The sequence below is a fragment of the Candidatus Chryseobacterium colombiense genome, from assembly GCA_029203185.1.
GTDB lineage: Bacteria > Bacteroidota > Bacteroidia > Flavobacteriales > Weeksellaceae > Chryseobacterium > Chryseobacterium colombiense.
Genome location: CP119310.1, coordinates 3,200,432 through 3,215,351 on the forward strand (window position 1 = coordinate 3,200,432; position 14,920 = coordinate 3,215,351).

The following is a 14,920-nucleotide window of genomic DNA, read 5'->3' on the forward strand; positions in this document are numbered from 1 at the left end:
ATTTTTATAGAATTGATTTCCGGTTGAGAATAAAAAACTAGCTTTGTTTAAACCAAAATATTGTTATGAAATCTACGATTATTTTTAATGCTGATTTTGATTCAAATTCTGTCTATGTAATGAAAGTTTACGACGCAGAAGTGTCAAAAGTGTGGGATTATTTTACCAAATCTGAACTCCTAGATCAATGGTGGGCTCCAAAACCCTGGAAGTGTGAAACCAAAGAACAAGATTTTAAGGAAGGTGGAACTTGGTTATATTCAATGGTGGGTCCGCAAGGAGAAAGACATTATTCTTTGTTGAAGTACGGAGAAATCAAAGAACACAGAAGTTTTGATGGAACGGATGCTTTCTGCGATGAGGAAGGAAAAACTAATGAAGATTTTCCGCAGGCGAGATGGCTGCTTGGTTTTACTGGAGTAGAAGCAGGGACCAAGGTTACCGTTAATATTCATTTTGCATCACAAGAAGGTTTAAAAAAACTATTGGAAATGGGCTTTGAAGAAGGTTTTAAAACAGGGTTGAATCAGTTGGAAGAGATTCTTTTATCATAAAGAATAAAGCTTGGAATATTTCCAAGCTTTATTTTTATATCAGTTCTTCATCCTGAAAATACTGAATGATCGCTTTTTTCATCAGGATCTGCTGTTCGTTTGGTTTTAGCTCCGGAAGCTCTTCCAGCTTTTCAAAGTGTGGATATCCATCATCATCGTAATGTGAAAATTTATAATATCCAAAAGGTTCCAACAATCTGCAAACTGCAATATGGATTAAGTTTACCTTATCGTCTTTAGTGTATTTTTGCTGGCCACTTCCCAATTCCTGTAATCCAATTAAAAACAAATAGGTTTCAATCGGAGCATCTTTTTCAGTGTCAAAATTTTCAATGAAAAATTGTTGTATTTTTTGCCAGTATTCTGCTTCGTTAATCATCTTTGTTTTCTAGTTTTAATAAAAAGGCATATTCCAATGCGTCTTCTTTTAAGGATTCAAATCTTCCGCTTGCGCCTCCGTGTCCTGCACTCATATCGGTTTTGAAAATCAGAAGATTGTCATCTGTTTTCAATTCTCTCAATTTAGCGGTCCATTTAGCAGGTTCCCAATATTGAACCTGAGAATCATGCAATCCGGTTGTTATGAGCATATTCGGATAATCTTTAGCTTCCACATTATCGTAAGGAGAGTAAGATTTCATGTAGTGATAATATTCTTCATCATTCGGATTTCCCCATTCGTCGTATTCTCCGGTCGTCAAAGGAATAGTTTCATCCAGCATCGTTGAAACAACATCTACGAAAGGAACCTGTGCTACAATTCCGTTGAATAAATTAGGTTCATAATTTACAACTGCTCCAACCAGCAATCCTCCGGCACTTCCTCCCATTGCATATAAATGCTTTGATGAGGTATAGTTTTCTTTAATTAAAAATTTACCAGCATCAATAAAATCGAAGAACGTATTTTTCTTAGACAGCATTTTTCCGTCTTCATACCATTCTCTTCCTAAATATTCCCCACCTCTGATGTGAGCAATAGCATAGATAAATCCTCTGTCCAGAATTGATAACCTTACATTGGAGAAGCTTGCATCAACGGTGTGACCATAACTTCCATAACCGTATAAAAGCAAGGGAGTATCTGCAGATTTTTTAGTGTTCTTATGATACACCAGAGAAATCGGAACTTTCGCTTCTCCATCTCTTGATTCCGCCCATATTCTTTCAGAAATATAATTTTCAGCAAAGAATTTTCCGCCTAAAACTTCCTGTTGCTTTAGCAATTTGGTCGTTTTGTCCTTCATGTTATACTCGTAAGTGGAACCAGGTTGTGTGAGTGAAGTGTAACCGTAGCGTAGCACTTCTGTATCAAATTCCAGGTTGATCCCGATGTAAGCAGTATAAGTCGGATCGGAGAAAGGCAAATAATGAGATTCCTGAGTTTTTTCATCAATAATCTTTATTTGAAGCAGTCCTTCTTCTCTTTCTTCAAGAACCAGGTAGTTTTTAAAGATTTCAAAACCTTCCAGCAAAACTTTTTCACGGTGAGGAATGACATCTACCCAGTTTTCCATTCCACAATTGTCAATTTTTGTTTTTACAATTTTGAAATTGATAGCATCGTCTGCATTGGTAATGATATAGAACTCATCTTCGTAATGTTCAACTGAATACTCCAAATCATCAATTCGTGGCTGAATAATGGTCCAGTCTGCAAAAACATTGTCAGACGGAATAAATCTGTGTTCATCGGAAATCGTGCTCGAACTTGCGATAAAAATATATTCTAAAGATTTGGTTTTAAAAACATTGACATCAAAAGTGTCATCTTTTTCATGGAAAATTAAAACGTCTTCTGAAGTGTCGGTTCCCAGTTTGTGTCTGTATACCTGGAATGCACGTAAACTGTCATCTTTCCTGATGTAAAAGATGTGTTCATTATCATTCGCCCAAACTGCCTTTCCTGTTGTATTTGGTATTTTATCAGTAAGAATTTCTCCAGTCTGTAGATTTTTAAAGTTAATAGAGTAAATTCTTCGGCTTACATTATCTGTAGAAAAAGAGACTAGTTTATTATTTGGGGAAACCGCGACACTTCCTACTTCGAAATAGCTTTCACCTTCTGCTAAAATATTAACATCAAGAATAATTTCTTCTTCGTTCTCTAAACTTTTATATTTTCTGCAAAAAATGGGATATTCTTTTCCTTCTTCATAACGAACGATATACCAGTATTCATTAAAGAAATAAGGTAGTGATTCGTCGTCTTTTTTGTATCGGGCTTTCATCTCTTCAAAAAGATCTTCCTGCAGTTTTTCAGTATCTTTCATGATGAAATCTGCATAAGCATTTTCTTCTTCCAGATATTGTATAACCTCGGGATTTTCTCTTTCATTAAGCCAGAAATAGTTGTCTATTCTTTTGTCGCCGTGTATTTCTAATATTTTTTCTATTTTTTTTGCCTGTGGAGCTTCCATTCAATATTAATTCTTGTTCAAATGTAATTAAAAAAAAACCATCTTTCCTTGTATGAAAAGACGGCTGATTTATTTTTGATATTAAAAACTACTTGTGAAGTGTTTTAATATATTTTTCCAATGCCATAGTCATGGAAGGAGTTTCCTTTGTAGGAGCCATTAAATCTACTCTCAATCCTGCCTCTTCTGCTGCTGCTAAAGTTGTATTCCCAAATACACCGATTTTTGTTTCATCCTGTTTGAAATCCGGAAAGTTTTGTTGTAAAGATTTAATTCCTTGAGGACTGAAGAAAATCAACATTTCGTAATCCTTAATGTTAATATCGGTAAGGTCGCTGCAAACCGTTCTGTACATAATTGCTCTTGTCCAGTCAATATTCGCCGTATCTAATGTTTTTACAATATCCGGACTTAGTACATCCGAAGATGGTAAAAGATATTTTTCTGTAGGGAATTTTTTGAAAAGAGGAGCAAGGTCCGAGAAGTTTTTCTCCCCGAAGCTGATTTTTCTTTTTCTATAGACAATATGCTTTTGAAGATAGTTGGCAATCGCTTCAGATTGACAAATATATCTCATCGTATCCGGTACCGAAAAACGAAGTTCCTCAGCAAGTCTGAAATAGTGGTCTATCGCATTTTTACTGGTAAAGATGATACCTGTATATTGCGTTAGATCTATCTTTTGTGTTCTTAGTTCTTTGTTGTCAACTCCTTCGACGTGGATGAAAGGTCGGAAATCTATTTTTATTTTTTCCTTCTTCGCTATATCCAAATATGGAGAAGATTCACTAGGCGCAGGTTGTGAAACCAATATAGACTTTATTCTCATCATTGACTGTTTTATAAAAATAATACCTTCCAAAGCAATAATATTGGTGCGATTTGGAGGGTGCAAATATACAAAAATTTATAATACCATTTTTCTGGCAAAACGTTGTTTCTGTGAAATAAATAGAAAAAAACCTTGAAAATAAAGACAAAACAAAAGAAGTATAAATAATACAAAAAAGTTTTATTTCTGTCTATCGGGAAATAATAGTGGGTGACACAGAGAATTATTAATAAAAATGATAAAACAAAATAGAATTTTGTGGCGGTAAAATAAAAAACTGACCACTTTTTTCCATCTCCTATACTTTGATAAAATAAAAAACCTAAAATAGATTTAATAGCATAAAAAAATATGATGGTGAGGAAAGTAAACCCGAATTTGTTAAGCTGATAGCCTAAAATTTGGATATCTGCAACAAATTTAGGAATAACAGGGATGTACTGAGATGCTAAAACCGATAAAGTGAGCGCAGTTACACATGAGGTAATAACCCAACTGGGCAAATTATTACTGGCATCGAAATATTTCTGAAGCAGAAAATCTTTTAAATTGGCATCCCTTTCTATGATATTCATCATAAAAATAAATAAAAAGATGCAGCCCAGCAATATAAAAATTACCCAATCGTTGTTTTCAGGTATTCTTACATGGTTTATGAAATTTTGTGATAATAACAACGGAATGTTTTTTGCAAAATTATAGATTATTTTGTATAAAATAAAAAGGTTAAATAAACTATCTTTGCAAACTGAAATGAAAAAACTGGTCATAATTCCAACTTATAACGAAAAGGAAAATATTCAAAATATTATTTCCGCGGTTTTTGCATTGGATGATGACTTTCATATTTTGGTTGTGGATGATTCGTCTCCCGATGGAACGGCGGAAATTGTAAAGGATTTACAGAAGGAATTTCCACACTATTTGCACCTCTCGGTCAGAAAGGTGAAAGATGGTCTGGGAAAGGCTTATATACATGGTTTTAAATGGGCGATTGAGAATAATTATGATTATATTTTCGAAATGGATGCCGATTTTTCCCATAATCCAAACGACCTGCCAAAACTTTTTGAAGCATGCTTACATGCGGATATGGCCATCGGTTCCCGATACTCTAAAGGAGTAAATGTAGTGAACTGGCCAATGGGAAGAGTGTTGCTTTCTTATTTTGCTTCGAAATATGTAAGATTTGTTTTGGGGCTATCTATTCATGATACAACAGCAGGTTTTGTCTGTTTTTCAAGAAAAGTATTGGAAGAAATAGGTCTGGATAATGTAAGACTGAAAGGATATGGATTCCAGATTGAAATGAAATTCAGAACATTCAAAAAAGGATTCAAAATTGTAGAAGTCCCGATTATTTTTACCAACAGGATTTTGGGGGAAAGTAAAATGAACGGAGGGATTATTCATGAAGCTGTTTTTGGGGTTTTAAATTTAAAATGGAAATCAATTATCGGCAGATTATGAAAAAAGCGGTCTTCATTTTTATTCTGATGTGTCTGTTTTCATGTCAGGATTATATTGATAAACCTAAAAATCTGATTCCCAAAGATCAGATGGCGGAGATTATTGCAGATCTTTCGATTAATGATCAGGCCACCTACATGTATCCGAATACCAATCTGGAAGCGGGAACGAGATATGTCCTGAAATCACATAATGTAAAATCAGAAGATTTTGTTGAAAGCTTTAAGTATTATGTCGTAAAGCAAAAGATGCAGGGAATTACTGAAGATGCTCAGTCAATTTTATTAAAAAAAGATCCGAAAGCAGATCAATACATAAAAGATAAATTGAAGAAAAACGGAACTCCTCAAAATGTTCCGACTTTATCAAGATAATTTAAGATGCAAAAGTTTTTTACTATAGAAAAAACCTCAGAAGGGAAGGCGAGAGCGGGTGAAATTACCACAGATCACGGTACAATTCAGACTCCTATCTTCATGCCTGTTGGAACTGTTGCAAGTGTAAAAACAGTTCACCAAAGAGAATTAAAAGAAGACATAAAAGCCCAGATTATTTTGGGAAATACATACCATTTATACCTGCGTCCGGGAATGGAAACCATGCAGGAAGCGGGAGGTTTACATAAATTCATGAACTGGGATCTTCCCATTCTTACCGATTCGGGAGGTTTTCAGGTATTTTCATTGGCGAGCAGCAGAAAAATGACTGAAGAAGGAGCCAGATTCAAATCTCATATCGACGGAAGTTATCATATGTTCTCTCCTGAAAAATCTATGGAAATCCAGAGACAGATCGGAGCAGATATTTTTATGGCTTTTGATGAATGCACACCTTATCCTTGTGAGTACAATCAGGCTAAATCATCAATGGAACTTACGCACCGTTGGCTGAAAAGATGTATTGAGTGGACGGAAAATAATCCTGAATTGTACGGACATAAACAACGACTTTTTCCAATTGTTCAGGGGTCTACTTATTCGGACTTAAGAAAAATTTCTGCAGAGGTGATTTCAGAAGCAGGGGCAGAAGGAAATGCAATCGGAGGACTTTCTGTAGGAGAACCTGAAGAGGAAATGTACAGAATTACTGATGAAGTGACAGATATTCTTCCAAAAGAAAAACCAAGATATCTAATGGGAGTGGGAACTCCTTGGAATATTTTGGAATCTATAGGCTTGGGAATTGATATGATGGATTGCGTAATGCCTACCAGAAACGCAAGAAATGCCATGCTTTTCACCTGGAAAGGAGTGATGAATATGAAAAATGAAAAGTGGAAAAAAGATTTTTCTCCTTTAGACGAATTCGGAACAAGCTTCGTAGACAGAGAGTATTCAAAATCATATGTGAGACATTTATTTGTTTCTAAAGAATATTTAGGAAAACAGATTGCCTCAATTCATAACTTAGCATTTTATTTGGATCTTGTAAAAGTGGCGAGAGAACACATTATTGCAGGAGACTTTTATGAATGGAAAAAATCGGTAGTTCCGGTTCTTAGACAAAGATTATAAGAGAGATGATTACCATTATAGATAAATATATTATCAAAAAATATCTTGGGACATTCAGTTTCATGCTGATATTGTTGTCTATAGTTGTATTGGTAATCGATGTTCAGTCAAAAATTCCCAGGATACAGAGTGCCACAGAGCTGGATCCAAAACTGAATGTGACTTATTTTTTGATCCATTTTTATCCGTTCTGGATTATCAACCTGGTTATGACGTTTCTGTCTATTCTGGTTTTTATTTCAGTGATTTACTTTACCTCAAGAATGGCAAACAATACAGAGATTGTTGCGGTTATAAGCAGTGGAGCAAGTTTTCACCGTTTTGCAAAACCTTATTTGTTGACTTCTGTTTTCATTGCCGGAATTTCTCTTGTCGTGAATCATTTCGTATTGCCTTGGGCGAACATTAAAAAAAATGAACTCGAAGCCTATACCTACAATGCTAGAAATAAAGAAAAAGTATTGGGAACGGCTCCTGCTTCGGCACAGATAAGCCGTACAGAATATATTTTCGTAAATTCATGGAATAAAAGAGAACAAAGAGGTTCCGGATTTATTTTTCAGAAATTCGATAAGGATAGAAAAATGATCTATGAACTCAAGGCTTCTGATGTTTATTGGGATAAAGATAAAAAGCAGTTTGTTCTGAATAGTTATCTTGAAAAAACCATAAATAAAGACAATTCTGCCAAACTCGGAAACGGTAATGAATTGAGAAAAAGCTACGGACACAGTCCGGAAGAACTCTTCCCGAATGAACTTTTAGGGCAAAATAAAACAACTCCTGAACTCCTGAAATTTATTGCCAGAGAGAAAGAAAAAGGAAACAGTAATTTAAATACCCATTTAAATGAGCTTTACCAGAGAACTTCAATGCCTGTTTCTATTGTCATTCTTACCTTTTTAGCACTCTCATTATCTTCTCAGAAAAAGAGGGGGGGATTGGGAATTAACCTTGCTGTGGGGATTTCTTTAGCTTTTGTTTTTGTTTTTTCCTTTGAAGCGTTAAAGGTGGTGTCGGAAAATAAAAGCATGCCGCCGTTATTGGCAATGTGGTTTCCAAATCTTGTCTTTTTTCCTCTAGCAGCTTATTTATATCTCAAAAGAGCCAATCAGTAAAGGAGTTTTATTTCTTTGTGATAAAAAGATTGTAGTCCGTTTTCAAGCTCAATCCAGAGTTCACCTTTTTCATCTGCGTGTCTTATAATGCCATTTTGTCTTTTCTGGTCAAGCTCAAAAACTGAAATTTTATCTTTCCGGAATAAATAGGTGTTGAATTGATTCAGAATTTCTTGCTCAGAAGGAATGTTTTGTAGCTTTTCAACCAAAAAATCATGCAAGCTTAAAGCAAATTGATTGATGCCAAAATGTTTTCCTGTCTGCGTTAAAAGAGAGCCTGCATTGGATATTTCGTCAAATTTTTCCTGCAAGATATTGAATCCGGCCCCAATGATGAAATAATTATTTTGATTAATTTTCTTCTTTTCTATTAAAATTCCAACGATTTTTTTATTTTTAAGGATAATATCGTTTGGCCATTTTATCTCTACTTTATTTTCAGTCAGATTGGCAAGAAAATCTCTAATGATAATTGCGGTATAATAATTGAACATAAAATCTGAAACCAAAATGTTTTGGATCTTTACCGCCAGTGTATAAGCTAAATTTTTCCCTGCAGTCGCAGCCCATGTATTTCCGTACTGTCCGCGACCCTGAGTCTGATTGTAGGTGTGCACCGAAATAAAATCTGAATGATCATAAAGTAAAAACTTTGCTATTTCGTCATTAGTAGAAGAGCATTCTTTTAGATAGAATAATTGGCTCATTTAAGAAAACTTTAAGACATTAAGGGGGTAAAAGTAAGGCTAAAGTAAAAGAAAAACAATAAATTTGCAGATTATAGTATTTTTTAATGAATAAAACAGCAGAAAAACAAGCACTAATAGATAAAATTGTAGAGGCTATCCAGGATGTAAAAGGTGAAGATATCATGATTTTTGATCTTTCCAATATTGAAAACTCTGTAGCAGAAACTTTTATAATTTGTAGCGGAAACTCGAATACTCAGGTTTCGGCTTTAGCAGGCAGTGTAGAAAAAAAAGTAAGAAACGATCTTAAAGACAGACCTTGGCATGTAGAGGGAACAGAAAACTCTATGTGGGTTTTGGTAGATTACGTTTCTGTGGTAGTTCACATTTTCCAAAAAGAAGTACGTGAGTATTATGATATCGAAGAACTTTGGGGAGATGCTGCAATTACACGAATTGAAAATTAATATTAAATTTTAAAAAGTATAAATGAACAATAAGGGATTTAACTGGTTTTTTCCAATAATAATCATTGCTCTTTTGTTATTCGTTGGCTCCAATTTCTTAGGAGGAGACGGTGCAAAATCTATGGATGAAGATGCTTTCTTCAGAGAAATGCAGGCGGGAAAAGTTCAGAACATTATAATTTATAAAGATACTGAAAGAGCGGATGTATTCCTTACAAAAGCGGCAAAAACAGCAACAGTGGACAAATCAAAAGAAAATGATCCTCTTGCTGCCTTTTCAGTAGCTCCAAAAGCTGATTTTACTGTCAAATATGGAGATCTTCAGCTTTTTTTACAAAAATTTGATCAAGTAAAAGCTGCTAATCCAGCTTTAGCAACTACGAAAGACTACGGAACAGGGAAAAATCCAATGATGGAAATTCTTGTTCAGGCGTTGATCTGGATTACTATTTTAGGAATTTTTTATTTCTTCCTTTTCAGAAAAATGGGGAGCGGAGGAGGACCTGGAGGACAAATTTTCTCTATCGGGAAATCTAAAGCTAAGCTTTTTGACGAAAAAGAAAGAATACAGGTTACTTTCAAAGATGTTGCAGGATTAGAGGGAGCCAAAGAAGAAGTACAGGAAGTGGTAGATTTCTTGAAAAATGCTGAAAAATATACAAAACTAGGAGGTAAAATTCCTAAAGGTGTGCTTTTGGTAGGGCCTCCGGGAACTGGTAAAACTTTACTGGCAAAAGCGGTTGCAGGTGAAGCTAAAGTGCCTTTCTTCTCGCTTTCTGGTTCAGATTTCGTAGAAATGTTCGTTGGAGTAGGTGCTTCAAGGGTAAGAGACTTATTCGCTCAGGCTAAAGCAAAATCTCCAGCTATTATTTTTATCGATGAGATTGATGCTATCGGACGAGCAAGAGGTAAAAACAATTTCTCAGGCGGAAACGACGAAAGAGAAAATACATTAAACCAGTTGTTGACTGAAATGGATGGTTTCGGAACCGATACGAATGTTATCGTAATGGCTGCAACCAACAGAGCGGATATCTTGGATAAAGCTTTGATGAGAGCAGGTCGTTTTGACCGTTCAATCTATGTAGATCTTCCTGAACTGCATGAAAGAAGACAGATTTTTGATGTTCACTTGAGTAAAATCAAGCTTGATGATAATGTAGACCGAGAATTCTTGGCTAAACAGACTCCAGGATTCAGCGGTGCAGATATAGCAAATGTTTGTAATGAAGCTGCTTTAATTGCAGCGAGAAATAATCATACTTCGGTAACGAAACAAGATTTCCTTGATGCTGTAGACAGAATTATTGGTGGTCTTGAAAAGAAAAATAAGGCCATTAAACCATCAGAAAAAAAGAGAGTGGCTTATCATGAAGCTGGTCACGCTACGATTTCATGGTTGGTTGAGCATGCTTCACCATTGTTGAAAGTAACAATTGTACCGAGAGGACGTTCACTAGGAGCAGCTTGGTATTTACCTGAAGAAAGACAGTTGACAACAACTGAACAAATGTTGGACGAAATGTGTGCAACATTAGGGGGTAGAGCTGCAGAACAGGTAATCTTTAACAATATCTCTACAGGGGCACTTTCTGATCTGGAAAGTGTAACGAAAAGAGCGCAGGCTATGGTTACGATTTATGGTTTGAGTCCGAATATTGGGAATATTTCTTATTATGACAGTTCAGGTCAGTCTGAATATTCTTTTGGGAAACCTTATTCTGAAGAAACTGCGAAAAAAATCGATATTGAGATCAAAGAAATTATTGAAAATCAATACGACAGAGCGATTCAGATTCTGACTGAAAATAAAGATAAATTGGATGCTTTAGCAAACAAGCTGTTAGAAAAAGAAGTAATCTTCCGTGAAGATTTGGAAGAGGTATTCGGAAAAAGAGCATGGGATCCCGAATTAACGGAAAGACCTGTAACCAATACCATTCCTGACGGAAAAGAAAATGCAGAAGAAATAGCAACTAAAGATAAAGAAGAAGAAAGCGAAATTCAGGCTCCTGAAAGCTCTTCTCAACTATAAAGCCTTTAAAAATAAATAACTTTAAAACCTGGCAACCTCAAATTGTCAGGTTTTTTCATATTTATAACCATATTTTTGGAATCTATTGTAATTTATTTTCTATTTTTGTATAAAGTTGACTAAAAATAGATTGAGTTGAATTTATTCAAGAAGATTGTAAGCAAACTGACCAACCAGCCTGAAGAAGAGGATAATCAGAGTCTGGAGAAACTGGGGGATTCGTTGAAAAATGCGGATCTCGATTATAAGTTTGCCCAATTGTTTACGCATTCGGGAGGTTTTTTTAATTATTGTGCAGATGAAGGGGAAGCGTTACAGACTTTAAATCAAATCATTAAAATAGAAGGAATTAAAAATCTTTTTTGTTGGGATAAAGAACTTCAGAGTTTTTTGAATGTAGTGAAAACTCCTTACACATCGGATCTGGAACATTCTAATGACTGTGCTTTTATTACCTGCGAATATCTTATCGCTTACGACGGCAGAATAATGCTGTCTCACAATAATATTCTTCATTACCATTCTTCAAGATTGCCAGGCAAAATCATCATCATCGCCAATGTTTCACAAATCGTGAATAACCTCAATGATGCGATGGGGAAGATCAAAAGAAACGGTAATATCAAAAATCTAACATCAATCAGCGGTAATCAATCGAAAATGGATACTTCTTCAAATTCTAATACGAAGTTGTTTTTATTGCTTCTTGAAGATTAGGCATCAACTTTCTAAATTTTAAATTTTGGACAAAAACCTTATTCAACGAACCCTTTCCGGAATTGTATATGTAGCAGTTATTGTTTTATGCGTTACTCCTTTGGGAGCACAACTGATTAATTCGATCTCTCCGGGACTGGTGAAACAGCAATACCTTTATTACGGGTTGATCACGTTTTTAATGCTGGTGGGAACCTGGGAATGTGTGAAAATTATGCAGTTTGGCAATGGATATGAAAAGTGGGTTGTGTTGCCTATTATAGCATTCATATTCTATCTTTTCTCTAAACGGTATTTTAACTACGGATTCTTTTTTGATTTCAGACTGAGCGAAATATTGGCGATTGTTTTAATTTTAATCGCAGTAGTTACGTTATTTAAGTTTTCAGGCGAATTATACTATGACAGCGGAAAGCTTATCTTTACAGTGATCTATATAGCTCTCCCGTTCTCTTTTGCTTTAGGTCTTCCTAAGTTTACATCTTACGACAATACATTTTCTTTAGAAGTGCTATTCCTTTTTATTTTGATATGGAGCAGTGATACTTTTGCTTATCTAACAGGGAAATTTTTCGGAAAACATAAAATGGCTCCTAAAATCTCCCCTAAAAAAACATGGGAAGGGTATATTGGTGGAGTAGTACTAACATTGGTTTTGTCTTATTTCATAGAACAGTACCATTCTGACCTTCGAGGGAACTGGATGATTGTAGGTTTTTTAGTGGCTGCATTTGCTCCGTTAGGAGATTTGGTGGAAAGTCAGCTGAAGAGAAATTTCGGTGTAAAAGACAGTGGAAATATCATTCCGGGGCATGGTGGAGTATTAGATAGGCTGGATAGTTTTTTAATCTGCGTTCCTGTCGTATATTTGTACTTTATTTTAGCTAAATTTATTTATATAATCTCATGAAATTACACAAAGAATCGAAAGGAACAATTACAGTAGCTACGATATTGTTCGTCATCCTTGGCGCATTGGCTATTTACTTCCTTAAAATTTGGTCGTTACTCATTATTCTGCCTTTGTTGGTAATATATAGTTTGGTATTTTGGTTTTTCCGGGTTCCAGATCGTAGTATTCTAGATCACAGAGAAAATGTGATTGCTCCGGTTGACGGAAAAGTTGTAATGATAAAAGAAGTGGATGAGGATGAATTTATAAAGGGAAAAGCGATTCAGGTTTCGATCTTTATGTCTCCTTTGAATGTTCATATTTGTAGATATCCTGTTTCAGGAAATGTGATTTACAAGAAATATCATCCTGGAAAATACTTGGTGGCTTGGCATGAGAAATCTTCTACAGAAAACGAAAGGACAACAGTTGCTGTAGAAACTCCGACAAACCATAAGGTGGTTTTCAGACAAATTGCAGGATATGTGGCGAGAAGAATTGTCTTCTATTGTAATGAAGGAGATACGGCTAAAGCAGGACATGAGTTCGGATTCATCAAGTTCGGATCAAGAATGGATGTTTTCTTGCCTGTAGACACTGAGATTGTCTGTAAAATTGGTGATATTACCAAGGGAGGTCTGGATGTGATTGCAAAATTGAAAGATTAAGATTTATATCAAAATATTTTAAAAGACTGTTTCGAAAGAAGCGGTCTTTTTTTGTTTAAATACTTACTGTTTTTATTAAAATATAAGTTTTAGATTGAATGATTTGTGTTTTTAAGTTTATTTAAATGTTTAACCTTGTTTATTTTTATTCAAAAATGTATTTTTGATGTGAAATCATAAATTTAATTTAAAATGAAAAAAGTTTTACTTTCCTTAATGCTTTTTGCCTGTTTTTTAGACATGCAGGCCCAAACTACTATAAATGTGTTTTCTCAGGTTGTTTTTTACGACGGATATGCAGCAAATGTTTCCAATCCGGTTCCTGCAAATACAATTCGACTGGCAAATTACAGATATGCAAAAAAACTAAGTGATGCTGAGTTGAATTCTTTTCAGAATAAGATTCAGATGAATGTAAATATCGGGGCACTCTGCGATAATTATGACCGAATCGGAGGTGTGCACATTGCTTTAGTTCCCAAAAATCAGGCAACTTATACATTGAATGATACGGGAGTGAAAAGATTTGAAGTTGGAAGATATATTACCCCTTTCATGAATAAAAATATTTCTCCAACCACAGTTCCGTACACTTATGAAGTAGATAATCTATATGCAGTTTTCAGTAATACGGCTTTAAGAAATACATATGATATTTATGTGGAGCTCGATGTTTTTGGAGTGCCTTATGCGGCAAATACTCAGGTTTCAGGTTGTTCAGGAAGAAATGATGTTTTTGAAGGAACCTTAAATTTTGTCACGTACAATGATCCTTTAGTTACCACTTCGTATAATAATCTGCTTCCGCTCTTAGATTCCAATGAGCTGAATAACTATAATAATACGGACCAAGCAGGTCAAACGGTAAGATTGGTTAATTTTAATGTAAATCAAAGCACGGATAACGCTAAATTTTTCATTATTTCCACACCTCATGGAGCCAATACTAATGGAGAGGAATATGTAAGAAGGGAAAATCAGGTTTCGTTAGATAATGCCCAGGTCTTAACTTTTACTCCGGGTGGAAAATCCTGTGAACCGTACCGAATGTATAACACGCAAGGAAATGGAATATACGGAACATCCGTAAAAACTACAGCTTGGTGGACTTCTTGGAATAATTGGTGTCCCGGGGATTCCGTACCAATCAGGAGTTTTACATCACCTACACTTACAGCTGGAAATCATGTGCTAAAATATGAGGTCCCGACTGCTGTTTTTTACGGACAGGACGGAAGAATAGTTCTTTCTGTTTATATGCAAAGCAGTAATCAGCTTTTGTCTGTGAAAGATGTTTCTACGATAGATGTATCAATTTATCCTAATCCTACTACAGATTTTGTGAATATAAGATCGGATAAAAAAGTGAAGAATATTCTTGTATATTCTTTAGACGGAAGAAAATTAAATGAGATAAAAGATTCTAGGGTGGATATGACCCCGTATCCAACTGGCATATATTTGCTGGATATTACACTGGAGGGAGGAACTCAATTTAAGCACAAGATCATTAAGAAATAATATGATATTTGTGAAAGTAAAAA

16 protein-coding genes are annotated in these 14,920 nt (G+C 35.1%); 11 read left to right on the forward strand and 5 right to left on the reverse strand.

Annotation, left to right across the window (positions count from 1 at the left end; all coding sequences use genetic code 11):
* Window positions 1–65: 65 nt before the first annotated feature.
* Window positions 66–554 carry an SRPBCC domain-containing protein gene (locus P0Y62_14460; GenBank protein WEK69041.1) on the forward strand — a complete coding sequence of 163 codons (489 nt, stop codon included), beginning with the start codon at window positions 66–68 and terminating at the stop codon, window positions 552–554.
* A gap of 34 nt (window positions 555–588) precedes the next feature.
* Here P0Y62_14460 and P0Y62_14465 read toward each other — a convergent pair whose 3' ends face one another.
* From P0Y62_14465 to P0Y62_14480, 4 genes are all read right to left on the reverse strand, one after another.
* Window positions 589–933, reverse strand: coding sequence for a hypothetical protein (locus P0Y62_14465; GenBank protein WEK69042.1), 345 nt, complete (start codon window positions 931–933; stop codon window positions 589–591).
* The gene (locus P0Y62_14470) at window positions 926–2,974 is read right to left on the reverse strand and encodes a S9 family peptidase (GenBank protein WEK69043.1); all 2,049 of its coding nucleotides are present in this window, start codon (window positions 2,972–2,974) and stop codon (window positions 926–928) included. The genes P0Y62_14465 and P0Y62_14470 overlap by 8 nt, the downstream gene beginning before the upstream one ends.
* Window positions 2,975–3,062: 88 nt before the next feature.
* Window positions 3,063–3,803, reverse strand: coding sequence for a uroporphyrinogen-III synthase (locus P0Y62_14475; GenBank protein WEK71817.1), 741 nt, complete (start codon window positions 3,801–3,803; stop codon window positions 3,063–3,065).
* An 11-nt stretch (window positions 3,804–3,814) separates the two neighbouring features.
* Window positions 3,815–4,576 (reverse strand): DUF4271 domain-containing protein, encoded by a 762-nt coding sequence (locus P0Y62_14480; protein WEK69044.1) that lies wholly within the window; start codon window positions 4,574–4,576, stop codon window positions 3,815–3,817.
* On the opposite strand from P0Y62_14480, the gene P0Y62_14485 reads away from it, so the two are divergent.
* Genes P0Y62_14485 through P0Y62_14500 form a run of 4 tightly spaced genes read left to right on the forward strand, consistent with a single transcriptional unit; the run spans window position 4,560 to window position 7,908 of the window.
* The gene (locus P0Y62_14485; protein WEK69045.1) at window positions 4,560–5,276 is read left to right on the forward strand and encodes a polyprenol monophosphomannose synthase; all 717 of its coding nucleotides are present in this window, start codon (window positions 4,560–4,562) and stop codon (window positions 5,274–5,276) included. The genes P0Y62_14480 and P0Y62_14485 overlap by 17 nt on opposite strands.
* Window positions 5,273–5,650: a DUF4296 domain-containing protein gene (locus P0Y62_14490; GenBank protein ID WEK69046.1), complete on the forward strand. Its 378-nt coding sequence runs from the start codon at window positions 5,273–5,275 to the stop codon at window positions 5,648–5,650. The genes P0Y62_14485 and P0Y62_14490 overlap by 4 nt, the downstream gene beginning before the upstream one ends.
* A gap of 6 nt (window positions 5,651–5,656) precedes the next feature.
* Entirely contained in the window at window positions 5,657–6,790 is a 1,134-nt protein-coding gene (tgt, locus tag P0Y62_14495) for a tRNA guanosine(34) transglycosylase Tgt (GenBank protein WEK69047.1), read from the forward strand.
* A gap of 8 nt (window positions 6,791–6,798) precedes the next feature.
* Entirely contained in the window at window positions 6,799–7,908 is a 1,110-nt protein-coding gene (locus tag P0Y62_14500) for an LptF/LptG family permease (protein WEK71818.1), read from the forward strand.
* Here the strand turns inward: P0Y62_14500 and P0Y62_14505 are convergent.
* Window positions 7,902–8,615 carry a biotin--[acetyl-CoA-carboxylase] ligase gene (locus P0Y62_14505; GenBank protein ID WEK69048.1) on the reverse strand — a complete coding sequence of 238 codons (714 nt, stop codon included), beginning with the start codon at window positions 8,613–8,615 and terminating at the stop codon, window positions 7,902–7,904. The two genes, P0Y62_14500 and P0Y62_14505, sit on opposite strands and share 7 nt — an antisense overlap.
* Before the next feature lie 86 nt (window positions 8,616–8,701).
* Here P0Y62_14505 and rsfS point away from each other — a divergent pair, with 86 nt between their 5' ends.
* The 6 genes from rsfS to P0Y62_14535 all read left to right on the forward strand — a co-directional run bounded on the left by rsfS (window position 8,702) and on the right by P0Y62_14535 (window position 14,897).
* The gene (gene rsfS, locus P0Y62_14510; protein ID WEK69049.1) at window positions 8,702–9,064 is read left to right on the forward strand and encodes a ribosome silencing factor; all 363 of its coding nucleotides are present in this window, start codon (window positions 8,702–8,704) and stop codon (window positions 9,062–9,064) included.
* 22 nt (window positions 9,065–9,086) lie between these two features.
* Window positions 9,087–11,099, forward strand: a complete 2,013-nt coding sequence (gene ftsH, locus P0Y62_14515; GenBank protein WEK69050.1) for an ATP-dependent zinc metalloprotease FtsH — start codon at window positions 9,087–9,089, stop codon at window positions 11,097–11,099.
* 135 nt (window positions 11,100–11,234) lie between these two features.
* A complete protein-coding gene (locus P0Y62_14520) occupies window positions 11,235–11,816 on the forward strand; it encodes an LUD domain-containing protein (protein ID WEK69051.1) in 582 nt (193 codons plus the stop codon).
* 25 nt (window positions 11,817–11,841) lie between these two features.
* Window positions 11,842–12,726 (forward strand): phosphatidate cytidylyltransferase, encoded by an 885-nt coding sequence (locus tag P0Y62_14525; protein WEK69052.1) that lies wholly within the window; start codon window positions 11,842–11,844, stop codon window positions 12,724–12,726.
* On the forward strand, window positions 12,723–13,376 hold the full coding sequence (locus tag P0Y62_14530) for a phosphatidylserine decarboxylase family protein (protein ID WEK69053.1): 654 nt from the start codon (window positions 12,723–12,725) through the stop codon (window positions 13,374–13,376). The genes P0Y62_14525 and P0Y62_14530 overlap by 4 nt, the downstream gene beginning before the upstream one ends.
* Before the next feature lie 192 nt (window positions 13,377–13,568).
* Window positions 13,569–14,897 (forward strand): peptide-N-glycosidase F-related protein, encoded by a 1,329-nt coding sequence (locus P0Y62_14535; protein WEK69054.1) that lies wholly within the window; start codon window positions 13,569–13,571, stop codon window positions 14,895–14,897.
* The last annotated feature ends 23 nt before the right edge of the window (window positions 14,898–14,920 follow it).

Bases quoted from the DNA above. Each gene is read 5' to 3' on its own strand.
- P0Y62_14460 (WEK69041.1), top strand. From the start codon at position 66: ATGAAATCTACGATTATTTTTAATGCTGATTTTGATTCAAATTCTGTC.
- P0Y62_14465 (WEK69042.1), bottom strand. From the start codon at position 933: ATGATTAACGAAGCAGAATACTGGCAAAAAATACAACAATTTTTCATT.
- P0Y62_14470 (WEK69043.1), bottom strand. From the start codon at position 2,974: ATGGAAGCTCCACAGGCAAAAAAAATAGAAAAAATATTAGAAATACAC.
- P0Y62_14475 (WEK71817.1), bottom strand. From the start codon at position 3,803: ATGAGAATAAAGTCTATATTGGTTTCACAACCTGCGCCTAGTGAATCT.
- P0Y62_14485 (WEK69045.1), top strand. From the start codon at position 4,560: ATGAAAAAACTGGTCATAATTCCAACTTATAACGAAAAGGAAAATATT.
- P0Y62_14480 (WEK69044.1), bottom strand. From the start codon at position 4,576: ATGACCAGTTTTTTCATTTCAGTTTGCAAAGATAGTTTATTTAACCTT.
- P0Y62_14490 (WEK69046.1), top strand. From the start codon at position 5,273: ATGAAAAAAGCGGTCTTCATTTTTATTCTGATGTGTCTGTTTTCATGT.
- tgt (WEK69047.1), top strand. From the start codon at position 5,657: ATGCAAAAGTTTTTTACTATAGAAAAAACCTCAGAAGGGAAGGCGAGA.
- P0Y62_14505 (WEK69048.1), bottom strand. From the start codon at position 8,615: ATGAGCCAATTATTCTATCTAAAAGAATGCTCTTCTACTAATGACGAA.
- rsfS (WEK69049.1), top strand. From the start codon at position 8,702: ATGAATAAAACAGCAGAAAAACAAGCACTAATAGATAAAATTGTAGAG.
- ftsH (WEK69050.1), top strand. From the start codon at position 9,087: ATGAACAATAAGGGATTTAACTGGTTTTTTCCAATAATAATCATTGCT.
- P0Y62_14530 (WEK69053.1), top strand. From the start codon at position 12,723: ATGAAATTACACAAAGAATCGAAAGGAACAATTACAGTAGCTACGATA.
- P0Y62_14535 (WEK69054.1), top strand. From the start codon at position 13,569: ATGAAAAAAGTTTTACTTTCCTTAATGCTTTTTGCCTGTTTTTTAGAC.